Genomic DNA, 17,362 nt, shown 5'->3' with positions numbered 1-17,362 from the left:
GCCTAACCGGCGAGATCACCGGCAGCGCGGTGGACGCGGACTCGTCCGGCGGGGTCACCTTTCGGCGCATCGACCGGGGGTGCCGTTCGGTCTCCCCCCACCGGGCCGGTGACCTGCGGCGGGGACCGGCCGTCAGCGGTCGCCGCCGTCCCAGCGCCGGGGACTCGGGGCGTCCCAGCGGGACGCGTCCCAGGGGTCGGCGGGGGTGTCCTCGGACCGGGTGGGCAGGGCGGGCGGCCAGTCCTCGACCGGCGCCGGCCGGGGCACCGACCAGCCGGAGCTGATCGTGCCGTCGCCGCTCGGACCGGTCTGCGGGTCCGCGCCCGCCTGCCGGGGCCGCCCGTACGCCTCGACGAGCCGGGTGACCACCAGGCCGACGCCGAGCGCGGCCCCACCCACCGTCCACCGGCTGATCCGCCAGCCCCGGGCCTCGGACCAGGCGAGCAGGACGGCGACCAGACTCGCCGCGAGCAGGGTTCCGAAGATCCCACCGCGCCGGCCGAACGCGCTGGTGCCGGCGAACAGCGCGGTGCCGACGGCGAGCACCGTCCAGCCCAGCCCCTCGGTCGGGACAACCGGCTCGGCTGTGTTGCCGGCGATCAGGACGCCGGCCAGCATGGCGAGGACGGTGGAGAGGACGAACGCGGCCACGACGACCGTGCCGGCCGTCGCGCCCCGGCGGCGGGCCGGGTCGGCGACCGGTCGGAACCGGCCGGTCAGTCTGCGCACCGGACGGATCGCCCCGAAGAGTCCACCGAGCACCGCGACCGCGGCGAAGCCGGCGAAGAGGTAGAACGCGGTGTCCAAGTGGTCGTACCCGCCCTGGACGAGGACCGGCTCGGCACGCCGTTGGATGTACACCACCACGCCGGCCGCGCCGGCCAGGCTCGCCGCCCAGCCCGGCACGTGCAGCACGACCACCGCCAGCCCCACGACCAGCCCACCGAGGGCGGCCACCACCGCGGCGTGGCCCACCGCGATCTCCATTCCCCGGTCGCCCTGCTCGGCGACGTGCAGCGCGGTGGCGACCGCGACCGGCCCGACCGCCAGGTTCACCGCCGCCGTCCGCAGGCTCAGGCTGGCGGCCAGGACGAACAGCCCCACCGCCACCACGTCGACCAGCAGGGCCCGCAGTCCGTCGCCGCGCAGCGCGGCCGGATCGTCACGCCACAGCAGCCCGGTCAGCACGGCCACTCCGGCGGCCAGCACCAGTTCCCAGGCGACGTGTACGGCGACCCTGTCCCGCCCCGGCTCGCCGTGCGCCGGGTCGTCGAAGACGTTCGCCAGCACCGCCGAGGGCAGAATCAGCGAAGGCTCCACCGGGGCGCCACGGCCCGGATCGTCGTACCCCATGACGAGTGCCCTTCCCAGGTCACGGCCGCAGGGTCCGACCCGGGCGGACCGGGGCGGCCGTTGCTCTCCGGTCGCCAGGCACGGTACCCGCGCGGCGGGCCGGACGTAACCCCCCGCTCAGCGCTGGCCCGGGCGGCCCTCCCATTGATCGGCGTCGCGATCGTCCTCCGGCGGCTCCGGCACCCGGCAGGACCGCTCCAGCCAGAGCGCGGCGACCACCAACGCGAGCGAGGCCAGCAGGCCCGCGCCGGCCGCCGGGAGGTCCTCGGTGGCGGCCCGGGTGGGCTCGACGAATAGCCACCCGGTCAGCCCGGCGCACCAGCCGGCGAGAATCGCGCCGGCCAGCGCGGACGCCTTGGCCAGCACCGCAAACCGGGCCACCATCAGCGGGTCCACCGGGTCCCGGCCAGGCTTGCGCTCGATCCGGCTCCGGGTGTTGACCGCCGCATACGCCTCCAGCACCGCCAGCGCGGCCAGCGTGACCACCGGCAGCCAGGGCAGCCGGGGGAAGTTGCCGTAGCGGGCGCTGATCAGCAGCCAGGCCACCGCGGCGGCGGCCAGACCGGCGACGACCAGGGTCGAGATCCGGGTGGCACCCATCCTGGACCGGTCGGGGTCCGTCCCGCGTGGCGGCGGGGACTGTGCCTGGGTCATGCCGGCCGGCTCCACTGGCTCATGTCGACGACTCTAACGCCAGATCCGGCCGGGGACTCAGTTCCTGGGCGTCGCCGGCCACCGGTTCGGCAATCAGCAGATCGGTGAGCCAACCGTGCCCAGGCAGCCGCCCGTACGGCTGGATGTCGATCCACGGCCTCAGCACGAACGCCCGCTGGTGGGCCCGGGGATGCGGCAGGGTCAGCTCGGGGTCGTCGCTGAGCACCGGCTCGCCGGCGTCGTCCCACACCGCGACCACGTCGACGTCGAGGGTGCGTGGGCCGAACCGGCGCTGCGGGTCGCGCTCCCGGCCGGCCCGCCGCTCGGCGGCCCGGGCCCGCTCCAGCCAGTCCCGTGGGGCCGCCGCCGGGTCCTCGACCAGCACCACCGCGTTGAGGTACGTCGGCTGGTCCGCGTCGCCCCAGGGCGTGGTCTCGTAGACGCCGGAGACCAGCAGCACCGCCTCGCCGAGGGAGTCCACGGCCGAGCGCAGCTGGGCCAGCCGATCGCCGAGGTTGCTGCCGAGGGAGAGCAGGGCGCGTGTCACCCGGCCCCCCCGGCCCCGGTGCTCGTCGGGGCCGGCCCCGGCTCCCCGGCGGCGGCGGTCGGCGCGGCGGGGCGGGTCATGGTCACCGCGACGTCGGTGAAGGCGTGCGGGACCGGGGCCTCGGGCTTGTGCACCGTCACCGTCGCCCGGGCCACCCGTCGGTCGGCCAGGCAGATCGCGAGGAGCCGGTCGGCGAGCGTCTCGATCAGGTTGACCGGCTCCCCCGTCAGCACCGCCACCAGCCGGTCGGCCAGTTCACCGTAGTGCACCGTGTCGGTGACCTCGTCGGAGCGCGCGGCCGGCGCGAGGTCCAGTTCGAGGACGGCGTCGACGACGAAGTCCTGCCCCCGCTCGCGCTCGAAGTCGTAGACGCCGTGCCGCCCATGCGCCCGCAGCCCGGTCAGCGTGATCCGGTCGGTCACCGGTCCCCCTCCGTGTCGTCCTCGTGGAGCCCCGCCCGGTCGGTCGCCAGGCGGGGACGGCCGCTCGCCCGCCAGACGGCCAGCGCGTCGGCGGTGCCGAGCACGTCGTGCACGCGTACCCCCCAGGCGCCCGCCGCCACCGCGAGCAGGCTGGTGGCGGCGGTGGCCGTTTCCCGGCCGGCGGTCGGCCGGGGGGCACCGTCAGGGTCGACGAGCAGCCGCCCCAGGTACGACTTGCGGCTGGCCCCGAAGAGCAGCGGGAAGCCGAGCGCCAGCAGCTCGGGCAGGCGGGCGGTGAGCTGCCAGTTGTGCTCGGCGGTCTTGGCGAAGCCGAGGCCCGGGTCGACGACGATCCGGGCGGCGGCCACCCCGATGGCCAGCGCCGCGTCGACCCGCTGGGCCAGCTCGTCGCGGACGTCGGTCACCACGTCGGTGTAGTGGGCGAACTCGCGCATCCCCCGGGAGTGCCCACGCCAGTGCATCAACACCCAGGGGCAGCCGGCGTCGCGGACCACCCGGGACATGTCCGGGTCGGCCAGTCCGCCGGAGACGTCGTTGACCACGGCGGCCCCCGCCGCGAGGGCGGCCTCCGCGACCCGCGCGCGGCTGGTGTCGATGCTGACCACGACCCCGGCGGCGACGAGCTCGCGGATCACCGGCAGCACCCGGGCCGCCTCCGTCTGCGCGTCCACCCGGTCCGCGCCGGGGCGGGTCGACTCGCCCCCGACGTCCACCAGGTGCGCGCCGTCCGACACCAGTCGCACCCCGTGTGCGACGGCGGCGTCGAGGTCGGCATAGCGGCCACCGTCGGAGAAGGAGTCGGGCGTGACGTTGAGGACGCCCATCACCACCGGGGCCTGCGCCCGCACCAGATCGGTCACGACTGCACGGTACCGGTCGTCGCGGCGGCCCCCGGCGGCCCGCCCCACCCCGTTCGACACGACCCTGACAAGGGCATTGGAACAAGTGTACGATCGGTCGTTCAGGTCGTTCCGGGTCCACTCTTCGCGGCTTGTCGCAAAGGGGGGCGGCCCGTACCCTTTGGAATTGCCCAGCAGAGAGACGGCGAAGCATGGAGGGAGGGCCGAAGCGGGAAAAATCCCCCCAAAGCTCACCACTGTCTGTGGTGGGCAACGGACGCAGGGTCGCCGACGCTGCGCCTGATGAGCACCATCCCGCCAGGCTTGCCTACTGCACCGCCGCGGCTCCGCCGGCCGCGATATGGGGAGGTTCCAGTGATCGCCATCGAGCTCATGGAGACGACGTCATCCGCCGTCACTTCCATGCTCAACACCCTGGCGTCGACTCCACTCGCCGAGCCGGCGCCCAAGGGCATCGACACCAACAACATCGTCACCTTCTTCGCCAGCAAGATCGCCCCGATCCTGCTGGCCGTGCTCGGCGTCATCTTCATTGGCCGGGCCAGCCGGGGTGAGATCTCCAAGGTTCTGACCAGCTCGGCCATCGCGATCGTCGGGCTGGCCTTCATCGCCGGAGCAGCCACACTCTTCTTCGTCGGTGACTACCTGATCGACCTGATCTTCGAATAGGCGCGGGCAGATGCGGCTGCGCACCGACGACGACATCTACCGGGCCCGCCTGGTCTACCTCGGCCCGCCCGGCTACACCCTGCCCGTCCACCTGCCGTACGCCCAGTACGGCGTGTTCATGCTGCTCGTGCCCCTCTACATGTTCATCCACTGGCTGTTCACGCTGACGGTCGAGCTCTTCCCGGCCTGGGAGATCGCCCTCGCCATCGTGAGCACCTCGTTCATCTTCCGGTACGTCGACCCCGACCGGCCCGCGCGCGTAGTGATCCGCACCGCGCTGACCGACTGGCGACGTACCCGGGAGCCGGCCGTCGAGCAGCGCGACCCGCGCATGGTGGCGAGCCGGATCAGGATCCGGGAGGAACTGGCATGACCGGGCGTACGCCGATCGGGCGGTCACACCACGCGGGCGAGGCGGGGGCATGAGTCGCTCTTCCACGCCGGGTTCTCCGGCAGGACGCCACACCGCCCCGCACGGTAACCGTGCGCGCTCATTCAACTACCCTTCGGCGGAGGAGTTGGACGAGGTCGCCCTCGACCCGGCGCTCGCCACCACGCCCGGCCACGGCCGGGTCGGTGTCTTCCAGGCGCCGCGTCCCGCCCCCGGGCACCCGGCCGCCACGGAGCAGCTGGTGCCGCCGGCCACCGAGAACGCCGACATCGACTCCCCCTTCCTCGACCTCTTCGGCGGCGCGCACCCGGGGGTGTCCCGGCCCGCGCTGCCCGCGGCACCCCGGCCGATCGGCCGGGGCCTCCCCGCGATCCCCCACCAGCAGCCGGCCGCCGCGCCACCCCCCGGCACCGAGGCCCCGACGGCCCAGATCCAGGTCCCGACGGCCCACGTCGAGGTCCCGACGGCCACCGACGTCCCGCCGGCCCGCGTCGAGCGGGCTCCCGCGCCCGTCGAGCGTGCCCCCACGCCGCAGACCCGGGCCCGGGTCCCCCAGCAGCCGATGGACCGGCTCCCGGCGGTCCGCCCCACCGCGGAACCCGACCTGCCACCGCCCCCGGTCGCCCAGGCCGTCGACCCCGACGACGAGACGTACGGCTGGCGCGACGTCGCGCCGCCCGCGCCCCGGGAACCCGAGCGGCCCCCGCGCCGGGCACCCGCGCCGCACCGGACCGGGCCGTACCCGAACCGGGAGCCGGAACGGGCGGCCCGCCACGTACCCGAGCCAGCGCCGGAGCCGACCGGTCGGGAGGCCACGGCGCCCCGCCAGCGCACCGTCGACCGGCGGGAACGGTCGAACCGGCCGGCCAAAATCGAGAAGGCCGGGAAGCCCGCGAAACCGGCCAGGCCGGTCCGAGCGCCGAAGTTCAAGTTCGGCGACCGGGACCCGTCGGTCGAGCTGGCCATCACCGAGATCGCCGGCCACCTGACGTTCACCCCGAACACCGTCACCGCCTGGTACTGGCTGCCCGAGGTGCGCTGGGCGTTCCGGCCCGACGCCGAGCGGGAGGCCCTGCTCGCGGCGATCTCCGAGCAGTACGCCGGCCTCGCCGGCTTCCGGCTGCACCTGCGCCGCACCACCCGCCCCTTCCCCGCCGACGAGTGGGCCCGCACCATCGACTCGCTCACCGCGTCCCCGCTGCCGGACGTGTCGGGCACCGCAGGCTGGGGCGACCACCTGGTGGCCGCCCAGCGGCACCTGCTCTCGGTCAACCACGCCGAGGGGCAGACGTACCTCGGCGTCACCTTCGCCCGGCGCTCACTCGGCGACTCGCTCACCGAACGGCTGCTGCGCACCTTCGGCCGGGGCGTAGCCGAGGGCGAGCGCCGCAAGCTCGGCCGCACCGTCGAACAGTTTGACGAGGTGCTGGGCGCGTTCGGCATGCGCGGCCGGCGGGTGACCGCACAGGAACTGGAATGGCTGCTGTACCGCTCGGTCGCGCTCTGCATGGCGCCGCCCGGCACCCTCTCCCCCGTCACCGAAAGCCGGTGGGAGCGCGGGGACCTGCTCGCCCTCACCGAGCAGGTGGAGCGGTACCGCACCCCGTACGGGTCGACCGTCAAACTGGTCAACCGGATGACCGGCGAGGAGCGGCACGTCGCCGTGCTCGCGGTCGGCCGGATGGAGCCCCTGGAGATCCCCGAACGGCACGAGCCCTGGCTGCACTTCCACGAGCGGCTGCCCTGGCCGATGGAGATCTCCACCCGGGTCGACATCCTCGGCTCCGGCGACTCCTTCCGTAACCTGGAGCACCGGCTGCGGATGATCCGATCCCAGCAGCTCGACTACGCCGAGCACGGCATCGATGCCCCGCCCGAGCTGGAGCGACTGGCCAAGCGGGCGCTCGTGATCGGCGACGAGATGACCACCGGCCTGCCGGTCGACTCGGCCCGGGCGCACGGCTGGCACCGGATCGCCGTCGGCGGCCGGACCCGGGAGGAGTGCCTGGAACGGGCCCGCCGGCTCATCCAGCTCTACTCCCGGGAGCTGCGCGTCTCGCTGCAGCACCCGAAGAACCAGGACTGGCTGGCCCGGGAGTTCATCCCCGGCGAGCCGATCGCCAACACCGGGTACGTCCGCCGGATGCCGGTCAACCTGCTCGCCGCCGCGCTGCCACAGGCCGCCTCGACGGTGGGCGACCGACGCGGCGACCTGATCGGGCGGACCGCCGGCACCTGCCGCCGGCCCGTCTTCCTCGACCTGCACTTCCCGATGGAGGTGCGGGAACGCTCCGGGCTCGCGGTCTTCGTCGCCGAGCCGGGTGGTGGCAAGTCGACCCTGCTCGGGGCGCTGGGCTACCTGGCCGTCCGGCGCGGGGTGCAGGTGACCCTGCTCGACCCGTCCGGCCCGCTGGCCCGGCTGTGCAACATGCCGGAGCTGCGTCCGTACTCACGGGTGCTCAACCTGACCGGCTCCGAGCAGGGGACGCTCGCACCGTACGCGCTCATCCCGACCCCGCTGCGTAGCGAGTTCACTGTCGGCGCGACCGGCGACCGGGAGTTCGAGATCGCCGTCTCCAACGCCCGGGCCGAGCGCCGCATGCTGGTACAGGACATCTGCATGATGCTGGTGCCGCCGCAGGTGGCCCGGGAGGCATCCACCGCCACCCTGTTCCGGCACGCCGTCCGGCAGGTGCCGGCAGAGGAAACGTCCACCCTCGACGACGTGGTCGCCTGCCTCGGCCAACTCGACGACGACGCCGGCAAGGAACTGGCCAACCTGCTACTGGACACGGCCGAGATGCCGCTGGCCATGCTCTTCTTCGGCCGACCACCGGAGGGGCTGCTCGGCGCCGACGCGGCACTGACCGTGATCACCATGGCCGGGCTGCGGCTGCCCGACCTCAAGATCGAGCGTGAATACTGGTCGGCCGAGGAGGCCCTCGCGCTGCCCATGCTGCACACCGCCCACCGGCTGGCGGTACGCCGCTGCTACGGCGGGTCGATGTCATCGCGGAAACTGGTCGGCCTGGACGAGGCGCACTTCATGGAAGGCTGGCGCTCCGGCCGGTCCTTCCTGGTCCGGCTCGCCCGCGACTCCCGCAAGTGGAACCTCGCCGCCCTGGTCGCCTCACAGAACCCGAAGGACATCCTCGGCCTCGACGTGCAGAACCTGGTCTCCACCGTCTTCGTCGGCCGGATCGCCGAAGACGCTGAGATCGCCTCCGAGGCCCTGCGGCTGCTCCGCGTCCCGGTCAACGACGGGTACGAGGCGACACTCGCCTCGCTGTCGACCGCGGACGCCACCTCGGCCACCCGACTCGGGTTCCGCGAATTCGTCATGCGTGACGTCGACGGGCGGGTGCAGAAGGTCCGAGTCGACGTGTCGTACGTCGACGGGCTGCTGGACCACCTGGACACCACCCCCGCCGCGGTCGCCGCGACCATGGGGCAACTGCCGACCCATCTCCCGGACCTGGAGGCATGACATGGCGAGGGTGCGGGCCCGGATAGCAGCGTTCCTACTCGCGCTCGGCGTACTCGCCGGAGCCACCGTCGCCTGGCCGGTGGTGGGCGGCGAACCGGCGTACGCGGCCCCGCCGGTGGCCCAGGCCCGGGCGGATCTGTGCACCACCCCGGAGTGGCAGGCCAACTTCCGCACCTGCGTCGGCAAGCTGGGCGAGGTCAGCAAGGAGCAGGCGGAGTGCCGTAACGCGCCGGTTCCGGGCACGCCAGACTCCGGGCTCGCCGGCTGGTTCGCCGCCCGCCCGGACTCCGCCAAGCTGCCCGGCCCGAAGGGGCTCTACAGCGACTACGGGTACGCGGGCTACAGCTACCCCACGTACGACCTGCCGGGCGGCTGCGCCTCTGCGGTCATCCACCCGGACTACAAGTTCACCACCACCGTGGCGAACGGCGAGTTCATGATCGCCACCGCCATCATCGGCGGCTCGAATGCGCTGCGGGAGCGTGCCTGGGACCCGCGTTCGATGTGGGGCTGGGCCGACCCACTGGTGGATCAGGCCACCAAGGCCGTCTATCAAAAGGTATTCAGCGTCTTCGGTATCATTACGCTCTGCGTGGTGGGCCTCTACCTACTCTGGCGCTCCCGCCAATCGGACATGAGCAACGCGATGACCACGGCCGGCTGGGCCCTGTTCGTGATGGTGGCGGTGACCGCCCTAGCCGCCTGGCCGGTCAAGTCCGCGAACATCGCCGACGGCACGCTCATCACCACCCTGGGCGTCGTCCACGACGCGGTCGGCCCGGCGACGCGAGACACCCCGCCTGATAAGTGCGACGACCCCAACCCCGCAGCGTGTAAGGACAACCGTCCCCCCGCGGTCCGGGCCAGTGATACCGCGACCGAGTCCATGCTCTACCGCAACTGGCTGCGTGGGGTGCTCGGCTCGGCCGACAGCGAGACTGCCAAGAAGTACGGCCCGGCGCTCTACGATGCGAAGTCACTCTCCTGGGAGGAAACGGAGAAGCTCCGCGCCAACTCGGCGACCCGGCCCGCGACCATCGACGCCAAGCAGCAGCAGTGGGCACGGGTCGCGCAGCAGATCAAGGGCGAGGACCGGGAAGCGTACGAGTACCTCCAGGGCGTCCGGGACATGGACCGGGTAGGTTCCGGCTTCATCGCCGTGCTCGCCGCGCTACTCTTCGCGATGTTCGACCTCACCGCCTCGCTGCTGGTTCTGCTGGGCTTCCTCATCTTCCGGTGGGCGGTGATCGCGGCCCCGATCCTGGGCACGGTGGGCCTGATGCGTCCGGCCAGCGCCGGACTTCGGCGGCTGGCCAACGCCGTCGTCGCCGCAGTGTTCAACATCGCCATCTTCGGCACCGGGGCAGCCATCTACCTCTTCGCCGTAGACCTGATCATGAGCACGGCGACCCTGCCGGGGTGGCTCCAGGTGGTGCTGGTCTGGCTCTGCGGGGTGGTCGGCTGGCTACTGCTGCGCCCGTACCGTCGAATCACCCAACTCGGCGGCAAGGACAGCAGCGAGGCGGGCAGCTCGGCCGGCTCGTGGCATCGTCGGTTCTTCCGGGACATGCGCACCGCCGCACGGCTGGACGTCGCCGAGCCGGGCGGCACCGCCGAGCCGGCCCTTGCCCGGCGGCGAGGGGTGGGGCTGGAGCAGCGCAGCCTGCGGCCGGAGGCCCGACATGAGGATCCGAGCCACGCCAAGGTCGCCACCGTCAGCAGCACCGCGAACGAGCGACAGCGGCCAGACGGTCGCGAGCGCCCGGACGAGGCCACCACGCCGGAGCAGCGGAGCGAAGCGCGTCCCGCCGCCCCGCAGCCACGACGTCGCCAGCCATCGACCTGGACCGAGCCGGACGTACCCGCGGAGAATCCGTCCTTCGTCATCTACCGCCCCGGCTCCGCCGAGCCGGCCACGCCGCGACGGCCCGCAGCACCGCGGATCCGCACCGAGGCGCGGTGAGTGCGATGCGACGGGCGGTCGAGTTCCTGTTCACGAGGGCGCTGCGGTCCCGGCTGGGCATCGCGTTGGCCGTCGGCGTCCTCGTGGTCGGCGTTCTCGGAGCGGCCCGACTCTTCTCCGGTTCGGTGGGCCCGGCGACGGGCCTGAGTAACCGACCGAGTGAGCCGATCACCACAGTCGACCCGACCACCGGTGACGACGGCGTAGTCGGGAGCACCACGCCCCCGTCACCGGTGACCCGTCCCGGCGCACCGCCGCCCGAACAGATCGCGGACAGGTTCACCGCAGCCTGGCTCGGCGGTCGCCGCGCCGGTACCGAGGAGTGGCACGCCACCCTGCGCCCGCTCTCCACGCCGGAACTGACCGAGGAACTCGCCGGCGCCGACCCGGCAGGGGTGCCTGCGGAGCGGACGACCGGAGAACCGAGCCTCCGGCCTCGGACGGAGCGCTTCGTGGAGGTGTTGATACCGCTCGACTCGGGGCGTCTAAGGCTGGAACTCGTGGCCCCGGACGGGCAGTGGCTGGTCGACGCCGTGGACTGGGAGCGGACATGAGCGATCACATCGAAGGCGGCACCCCACGTCGCCGGCAACTACGCGTCGGCGCCCTGGCCGCCGCTTTGACCGCAGCCCTCACGCTGCTCTGCTGCACCGGTGGCACGGCAGCATTTTTCCTCACCGGACTGGGTGGGGGTGGAGAGGACTCCTCCCCAGAGGCCCAGTCCGGCTGCGGACGGACGCACCAGGTCAACGTATCCGGGAAGATGCCACGGTTCGCCCAGTACGGAGACAGCCAGATCCGTAACGCCGCCGTCATCATCAAGGTCGGCTCCGACATGAAGGTCCCGCCCCGCGGCTGGGTCGTCGCCATCGCCACGGCCATGCAGGAGTCCGGCCTGCGCAACCTCCCCCACCTCGGCAACCGTAACGACCACGACTCAGTCGGTCTCTTCCAGCAACGCCCCAGCCAGGGCTGGGGCTCTCCGCAGCAGTTACAGGACCCGGCCTACACGTCCCGGAAGTTCTACGAGAAGCTGGTAAAGGTCCCCGGCTGGGAGCAGATGCCGCTGACCCGGACCGCCCAGCGGGTGCAGGTCAGTGCCTTCCCGAACGCCTATGCCAAGCACGAGGAATTGGCCAGCAAGATCGTGGACGCGCTCGCCGGGGGTGCGGCCCGCACGGTCCAGGTGGCGAAGCAGAACATCTGCAACGCGGCCACCCGGGGCCAGATCGCCGCCTCTGGGTGGACCGCGCCGATCCCCGGCGGCGTCGGATCCGGGTTCCGCACTGCGAGTCGTCCCAGCCACAACGGCGTGGACATCGGCGCGCCGAAACACACCCTGATCCGCGCCGCCGCCACGGGGCGGGTGCTGGTAGCCCGCTGCGACCCCGACCATGGCGGCGGTCGGAGCTGCGACGTGGACGGTTGGCCGGGCAAGGGCGGGTGCGGATGGTTCGTCGACATGCTGCACGCCGGTGGTTATGTCACCCGGTACTGCCACATGATCGTCAAGCCTCGGGTCGTTCCCGGTCAACTCGTGAAGGCCGGCGAGGTGATCGGGGAGGTCGGCACCAGCGGTAACTCCTCCGGGCCGCACCTGCACTTCGAGGTGCATCTCGACGGGGATCGTTCCAGCCGGGGTGCCGTCAACCCGGCGCCGTTCATGCGGGACCGGGGCGCGCCACTGAACGGCAAGGCGTGAGGCCGGAGAGCGCATGACCGGGCCACTTCCCGACCCCTTCGCGGACCATCCGGACTGGGCGCCCCTGCCACCCCGCCCCATCGAGATCGTGCCCGCGACGAACGGGGTCGAGTTGCGGGGGCGGCGGGTTCTCATCGGGCTGCCCGGCCTTGGCTGGCGCGGTGACCTACGCGCCGACGAGCGGGTGGTGCAGAACAGCCGCACCTATGTGCCGGTCATTCCCGAACAGGAGTGGTACCGCGCCGAGTCCGAACAGGTGGAGGTCTTCGCCCCGCTCGTACCGGTTGAGCGAGTCTGGGTGGAAGCCATCGGGACCCGGCCGAGCAGCGCAGCACCCCAGGAATTCGGCGCCCACCTGGTATTCCTGGATGCACCGACCCACCGTCCGCCGACCCCGGTGTTCGATGCCGGCACCGTTACCGGGCGGCGGGTCGTGCACGCCATGGACGCCGGCGAGCAACGGGACCTGCGTGCGGTGACCGAGACCTACTCGGGCACGGACGGAGACATCTGCGTGCGGGTCACTCCGGAGTTGGAGTGGTACCGCTGGGCCTGGCGGGGGCAGCCCCCGACGACCCTGGAGGTCCCGGTCCACCTACTCTGGGTCGAGTGAGTCCTAGCCTGTCTTGCGGCCGTTGCAGACTCTCCAGCCCTCCCGTTCCTCAGTTACTTCGAACGTCCAACTCTCTCGGCGGCTGCTGCGTGGTTGGCCATTCGCTGAGCTTGAAATAGTCAGTGTTGTCTGGACTAACGCTCCGCCAGCCCGCTCCGATCGCTGCAAGGCTCCCCAGCCGACTCGGACATCGACACCGTAGCCAGCTTCACGTTGTTCGATCTCATCGCGGAGGCTTTTTAGGGCCTCGACGATAATCCCCGAACATGTGAACTGTTCGGCTCTGGCGTCGTTGCGGTCCACCAGGAAGGCGCGTAGGTAGTTGTCGACCACCACGTCGGGGGCGCTACGGTCCGGGGTCGTCGCGCGCTGGTACAGGACGAACGCAGTGGCGACTCCGCCGAGCAGAAGCAGCCCGAGCACCCCGGCGACCACGGTGATGATGGTCCGCAACCGACGCGGCGGTCGGGCCGGTGCCGGCGCCCCGGACGGGGGCGCCAGTTGCTCCGGCGGGGTCCGCTGCGCCGGTACGCGGGAGACCTGGGAACCGGCGGAGGGCTGCACTGATTCCACCTCCTGAGGCTAGCGGCTGGACGCCTCGTACCCAATGCCCCAGCTGCCACCGATCGAGACGACGGACCATGGCCCCAGGCCAACTGCCCTCGGCTTGCCGAGGCTCGCCCCTCGTCGCGCACCAGGGTGTTGGCGCGGCCCCCGACAAGCGCCGTGCCGGTAATCACCCGGCACACGGACGCACCGCCGTGGCGCATCCCGGAGGAGGGCGCGGACCTGGGATACGGTCACTGCGCGGGGAGGGGCTGTCAGCCTCGGGAAGAGGGGTGGACGCGGTGGCCGGTCCGAGGACACGCACCAACCGCGCCGCCGCCCTGCATCGGCGGGCGGAGGCGACGGCCGCCGCGGCGGCCGGAATCCTGGACGAGATCCGACCCGCGCCGGCTGACCAGCGTCGACAGTATGAGCTTGCGGACCGGCTCCGCGGCGCCGCGGCCCGGCTGGCACCCGGCTGGGCGGGGACGCCGCTGGAGACGATCCCCGCAGAGACGCCCTCGGGCGAGGGGCCTCCACCGTTCGTCCGGGTCGGAACGGCCGCCCCGCTGGAGGAGGCGCGTTTCCCCGCGCTGGTGCCGCTGCTCGGCACCGGGCATCTGGCGATCGACACCGACGCCCACGATCCACGGGTGGCCGGGCTGCTCCGGGCTGTCCTGCTACGCCTGCTCGCCGCGACGCCCGCCGGCTGCCTGCTGGTCCGCGCCGTCGACGCGGCCCACCCCGACAGCAGCCGGCCCGACATCTCCCGCTCCGAACCGGACACCCACGCCGCACCGGCCTCGGCACCATCCGGCACCTTCGCGCCGTTCGCGGCGCTCGCGGATGCCGGGCTGCTGCCCCCGCCGGCGGTGGACGTCGCCGGGCTACGGGCGGTGCTCACCGAGGCGGAACAGTGGGTGGCGCCGGGCAGCGGCCGGCCACGCCGCCACGACCGCGCGCTGCTGCTGGTCGTCGCCGCGCTACCCGAGCTGACCGGGCCGACCGATCTGAGCCGGATCGAGGCACTGGCCGAGCAGGGGCGCGTCTCAGGGCTGCACCTCGTCGTCGCGGGTTGGCCCCCGGCCGGCCCGTACGCCACCCGCGCGCCGCTGCCGCAGGCCACCCCGCTGGCCATGCGCAACGCGTACGCGTTGCTGGGCGACCCGCCCGACACCTCGTTCGCCGGCCCGGGCGCGGAGCCACCCGGCGGGCTCAACTCGCCCGTCTTCGTCGACGACGATCCGCCCCCGGAGCTGGTCGACCTCGTCTGCCGGCGGCTCGCCGAGGAGGTGGAGGCCGGCTCCCGGCTCAGCCTGGCCGACCTGCTGCCCGACCCGGACGCGCCCTTGTGGGCGGCCAGTTCGGCGGAGGGGATCGCCACCACGGTCGGGGACGCCGGCGGTCGACCGGTGACCGTGGGCCTCACCGAGCTGACCCCGCACTGGCTGGTCAGCGGCCGGTCCGCCGCGGGCCGCGTGGCCTTCCTCACCAACGTTCTGCTCGGCCTCGCCGCCCGATACGGTCCCGAGGAGCTGACCCTGCACCTGGCCGACCTCGGCGACGGTGAGTCGTTCGCGGAGTTCCTGCAGACCGAGCGGGACCGGTCCTGGATTCCCCAGGTCCGCTCGGCGGGGATGGCCGCCGACCGGGAGTACGTGATGGGTCTCCTCGACGCACTGGCCACGGAGGCTCGGCGTCGGGAGGAGTGCGGTCGGCGCGCCGGCGGGCAACGGTTCGCCGCCCTGCGGGAACACCAGGCCCTGCCCCGGGTGGTGTGCGTGATCGACAATCTCCCACTGCTGCTCGCCGACGGGGACCAGTTGGCCGTCGAGGCGGCAGCCCGGTTGGACACCCTTGCCCGCGCGGGCCGGGCGTACGGCGTACACCTGATCCTGGCCGGGGAGGGTGACCTCGGGATCGCCTGCGGGCCGACGACCCGCGACTCGATGCTCGGGCAGTTCCCGGTGCGGGTGGCGCTGGCCGGCGGCGGTCCGGTGCTGGAGCCGAGCAACGACGCCGCCGCGGGCCTACCGGTAGTCAGCGCGGTGGTGAACACCGCAGGTGGGCTCGGCGGTCCCCGAGGCGCCACCCGGGGACACGAGCGGATGGTCCGCTTTCCGGACCCGCACGAGGTCCCGGAGGCCATCGCGGAGCTGCGGCACCGGCTGTGGGAGGGCCGGGCGGAGCGGGCCGCGCCCCCGGTCGTCTTCGCGGGCTGGGCGCGTCCGCTGCTGCGCAACGATCCTTGCTACCGGGCCGCCTTCGCAGGACAGGCACGTGGGCCGGCCGCCCTGCTCGGCCGGGCGGTCGATCTGCCCCGGTCGACCGTGGCCGTGCCGCTCGGGCCGGCCGCCGGCCGTAACCTGGCCGTACTGGGGTCGGGCGCGGAGGCCGCCGCACTGCTGGCGACAGCGGCCCGCAGCCTCGCCGCGCACCACCGGCCCGGCACGGGGCGGTTCGTCGTGGCCGCGCTCTGCGCCGACGTGGCACCGGTGGCGGACGCGCTCGTCGCCGATCTCGCCGGGCAGCATCGGGTGGACCGGGTCGACCTGCCGGGCCTGCTCGCCGCGATCGACACCGACGAACCGGGTTACCTGGTGGCGTTCGGGCTCGACGGCCCCACCCCGGAGGAGCTGCCGCCGGAGCGGTTGCGAAACCTGCTGCGGGACGGCCCGCCGGCCGGGCGGCATCTGCTCGGTGGGTGGCGCACCGTGCCGTCGTTCGCGGCGGTCGTCCACACCGACGACGAGGTCGACAAGCTCGCTGCCGTCGTGGCGGTGGACGTGCCGGGGGCGCAACTCGCGACAGTGTTCGGGCGCCCGGTGCAGTGGCTTCCCCGCCAGGGCCGGGCGATGCTCTGGGACGGCCCGGATGACCGGGGCACCCTCCTGGTGCCGTTCGCCGAGCACCGGACCGGCACCGACAGCGGAGCCGGCACCGACACGGCGAGCAGGGCCGATACCAACGGCAGGGCCGACAGCGGGGTCGGGGCCGACACGACGGCGGGGGCCGGGGAGGAAGCATGAGCGGGAAGCCGGCCGGCACCACCGATGCGGCGGCGACTACCACGCCGGTCCGGCAGCGGCCCGCCACCGACTCCGCACCGCCGCGGCCCGCCGACGAGGCGACCGCCTGGACGGAGTACGTCGCCGCGGCTCGACAGCTCGACGGGGTCCGTCGGAGCGCGGCGACCGCCGCGACGGAGCAGGCCCGCGCAGTTCGGGCCGCCCGGGAGGAGTTGACCACGGTACGCGAGCGGCTGGCGCCGCAGCGGTCCCGGTTGCGCGAGCGGGGGGTACCCCCGATGGTGCTGGTGCCGTCGCCGCCTGAGCTGACTGAGGCGGCCCGGAGCATGGTGGGCGGGCCGACGGCGGTGCTCACGGCGCTGCGGGCAGCCAGGGGCTGGGCTGACGCGAGCGACGGGGCGCTGGCCGCGCGCGGTCCGTTCCGCCCGACAGCCTGGCCGCCGCGACTGCGCAACCTGCTGGTGTACGGGCCGTTGGCGCTGGTCGTGCCGCTGCTGCAGGTGGCGCTCTTCGTGGCTGACGGCACCGGCCCGGCGAGCGTGGTCGCGGTGCTCCTCGGGGTGCCGATGCCGGTGGCCGCCTTCGTCGCCGGCTGGCTCGCCGTCGGCCGGCTGTTCGGCGGGACTGACGGGCCGGCCGCGCCCGGACCGGACCTTCAGACGGCGGGCCCACGAACGACCGCCCCTCGGTTGACCGGCCGGCAGACGCCCCGCCCGCGGACGACCGACGCCGGGGTGGGTGGCCCAGGCCCGGTCGACGACTCGCGCGACGGCACAATCGGCTCGACGAGTTCGGCCCCCGCCGCGGGGGCAGGGGTTCCCTTCGGCGGCACTGCGGACGGTCCGGTGGGGGCGTCGTTGACGGCGGTCCCGGCCGGGGGCGGTCCGGCGGGGGCGAGCGACGGGCTGGTGCCCGATCCTGCGACCGGTCACCCGGTGGACCGGACCCCCAGATGGGGGGCTCTGGTCTGTCTCGTCCCGGCGGTGTCGACGACGGCCGGACTCGTCCTCATGATGCTGGCGGGCTGACGGCGAGAGCGGGTGGGACACCGGTGGCATCGGAAACGACGACGCCGGGTCGGGCAAAGGCCCGACCCGGCGTCACC

General features: G+C 73.3%; 13 protein-coding genes and 2 pseudogenes. 9 read left to right on the top strand and 6 right to left on the bottom strand.

The annotated features are described in order from the left end of the window. Positions 1 to 132: 132 nt before the first annotated feature. The 5 genes and pseudogenes from SNR22_RS18140 to folP all read right to left on the bottom strand — a co-directional run bounded on the left by SNR22_RS18140 (position 133) and on the right by folP (position 3,857). The gene (locus SNR22_RS18140) at positions 133 to 1,353 is read right to left on the bottom strand and encodes an ABC transporter permease (protein ID WP_320067783.1); all 1,221 of its coding nucleotides are present in this window, start codon (positions 1,351 to 1,353) and stop codon (positions 133 to 135) included. 117 nt (positions 1,354 to 1,470) lie between these two features. Next, on the bottom strand, positions 1,471 to 2,007 hold the full coding sequence (locus tag SNR22_RS18135; RefSeq protein ID WP_320067782.1) for a DUF3180 domain-containing protein: 537 nt from the start codon (positions 2,005 to 2,007) through the stop codon (positions 1,471 to 1,473). Between the two features lie 19 nt (positions 2,008 to 2,026). Continuing rightward, a complete protein-coding gene (folK, locus tag SNR22_RS18130; RefSeq protein WP_320067781.1) occupies positions 2,027 to 2,554 on the bottom strand; it encodes a 2-amino-4-hydroxy-6-hydroxymethyldihydropteridine diphosphokinase in 528 nt (175 codons plus the stop codon). Positions 2,555 to 2,619: 65 nt separating this feature from the next. Beyond that, positions 2,620 to 2,976: pseudogene (gene folB, locus SNR22_RS18125) on the bottom strand (dihydroneopterin aldolase); the annotation flags it as partial. Next, complete coding sequence (gene folP / locus SNR22_RS18120) at positions 2,973 to 3,857, bottom strand: dihydropteroate synthase (protein ID WP_320067780.1); 885 nt, start codon at positions 3,855 to 3,857, stop codon at positions 2,973 to 2,975. The gene folP and the pseudogene folB, both read right to left, overlap by 4 nt. A gap of 354 nt (positions 3,858 to 4,211) precedes the next feature. On the opposite strand from folP, the gene SNR22_RS18115 reads away from it, so the two are divergent. The 7 genes from SNR22_RS18115 to SNR22_RS18085 are packed head-to-tail and all read left to right on the top strand — an operon-like array spanning position 4,212 to position 12,682. Next, the gene (locus SNR22_RS18115) at positions 4,212 to 4,526 is read left to right on the top strand and encodes a hypothetical protein (RefSeq protein WP_320067779.1); all 315 of its coding nucleotides are present in this window, start codon (positions 4,212 to 4,214) and stop codon (positions 4,524 to 4,526) included. A gap of 10 nt (positions 4,527 to 4,536) precedes the next feature. Then, positions 4,537 to 4,899: a hypothetical protein gene (locus SNR22_RS18110; RefSeq protein ID WP_320067778.1), complete on the top strand. Its 363-nt coding sequence runs from the start codon at positions 4,537 to 4,539 to the stop codon at positions 4,897 to 4,899. A gap of 49 nt (positions 4,900 to 4,948) precedes the next feature. After that, the gene (locus tag SNR22_RS18105) at positions 4,949 to 8,404 is read left to right on the top strand and encodes an ATP-binding protein (RefSeq protein WP_320067777.1); all 3,456 of its coding nucleotides are present in this window, start codon (positions 4,949 to 4,951) and stop codon (positions 8,402 to 8,404) included. A 1-nt stretch (position 8,405) separates the two neighbouring features. Then, a complete protein-coding gene (locus tag SNR22_RS18100; RefSeq protein ID WP_320067776.1) occupies positions 8,406 to 10,367 on the top strand; it encodes an MFS transporter in 1,962 nt (653 codons plus the stop codon). Continuing rightward, on the top strand, positions 10,364 to 10,921 hold the full coding sequence (locus SNR22_RS18095) for a hypothetical protein (protein WP_320067775.1): 558 nt from the start codon (positions 10,364 to 10,366) through the stop codon (positions 10,919 to 10,921). The genes SNR22_RS18100 and SNR22_RS18095 overlap by 4 nt, the downstream gene beginning before the upstream one ends. After that, positions 10,918 to 12,069, top strand: coding sequence for a M23 family metallopeptidase (locus SNR22_RS18090; RefSeq protein ID WP_320067774.1), 1,152 nt, complete (start codon positions 10,918 to 10,920; stop codon positions 12,067 to 12,069). The genes SNR22_RS18095 and SNR22_RS18090 overlap by 4 nt, the downstream gene beginning before the upstream one ends. A 13-nt stretch (positions 12,070 to 12,082) precedes the next feature. Next, the gene (locus tag SNR22_RS18085; RefSeq protein WP_320067773.1) at positions 12,083 to 12,682 is read left to right on the top strand and encodes a hypothetical protein; all 600 of its coding nucleotides are present in this window, start codon (positions 12,083 to 12,085) and stop codon (positions 12,680 to 12,682) included. A 3-nt stretch (positions 12,683 to 12,685) separates the two neighbouring features. Here SNR22_RS18085 and SNR22_RS18080 read toward each other — a convergent pair whose 3' ends face one another. Beyond that, the gene (locus SNR22_RS18080) at positions 12,686 to 13,246 is read right to left on the bottom strand and encodes a hypothetical protein (protein ID WP_320067885.1); all 561 of its coding nucleotides are present in this window, start codon (positions 13,244 to 13,246) and stop codon (positions 12,686 to 12,688) included. Between the two features lie 275 nt (positions 13,247 to 13,521). On the opposite strand from SNR22_RS18080, the gene SNR22_RS18075 reads away from it, so the two are divergent. Both SNR22_RS18075 and SNR22_RS29410 read left to right on the top strand, forming a co-directional pair. Next, complete coding sequence (locus SNR22_RS18075) at positions 13,522 to 16,257, top strand: FtsK/SpoIIIE domain-containing protein (RefSeq protein WP_320067772.1); 2,736 nt, start codon at positions 13,522 to 13,524, stop codon at positions 16,255 to 16,257. Then, positions 16,254 to 16,670, top strand: a pseudogene (locus tag SNR22_RS29410) (hypothetical protein); the annotation flags it as partial. The gene SNR22_RS18075 and the pseudogene SNR22_RS29410, both read left to right, overlap by 4 nt. Positions 16,671 to 17,362 lie beyond the last annotated feature (692 nt).

Origin of the sequence: Micromonospora sp. RTGN7 (assembly GCF_033804645.1) — a bacterium.
Classification (GTDB): domain Bacteria; phylum Actinomycetota; class Actinomycetes; order Mycobacteriales; family Micromonosporaceae; genus Micromonospora.
This window is presented reverse-complemented; position numbering and strand designations above follow the sequence as displayed.

Excerpts from the sequence above, each read along its gene's own strand:
- SNR22_RS18140 (WP_320067783.1), bottom strand. The coding sequence starts at position 1,353 with ATGGGGTACGACGATCCGGGCCGTGGCGCCCCGGTGGAGCCTTCGCTG.
- SNR22_RS18110 (WP_320067778.1), top strand. The coding sequence starts at position 4,537 with ATGCGGCTGCGCACCGACGACGACATCTACCGGGCCCGCCTGGTCTAC.
- SNR22_RS18090 (WP_320067774.1), top strand. The coding sequence starts at position 10,918 with ATGAGCGATCACATCGAAGGCGGCACCCCACGTCGCCGGCAACTACGC.
- SNR22_RS18135 (WP_320067782.1), bottom strand. The coding sequence starts at position 2,007 with ATGACCCAGGCACAGTCCCCGCCGCCACGCGGGACGGACCCCGACCGG.
- SNR22_RS18105 (WP_320067777.1), top strand. The coding sequence starts at position 4,949 with ATGAGTCGCTCTTCCACGCCGGGTTCTCCGGCAGGACGCCACACCGCC.
- SNR22_RS18085 (WP_320067773.1), top strand. The coding sequence starts at position 12,083 with ATGACCGGGCCACTTCCCGACCCCTTCGCGGACCATCCGGACTGGGCG.
- SNR22_RS18100 (WP_320067776.1), top strand. The coding sequence starts at position 8,406 with ATGGCGAGGGTGCGGGCCCGGATAGCAGCGTTCCTACTCGCGCTCGGC.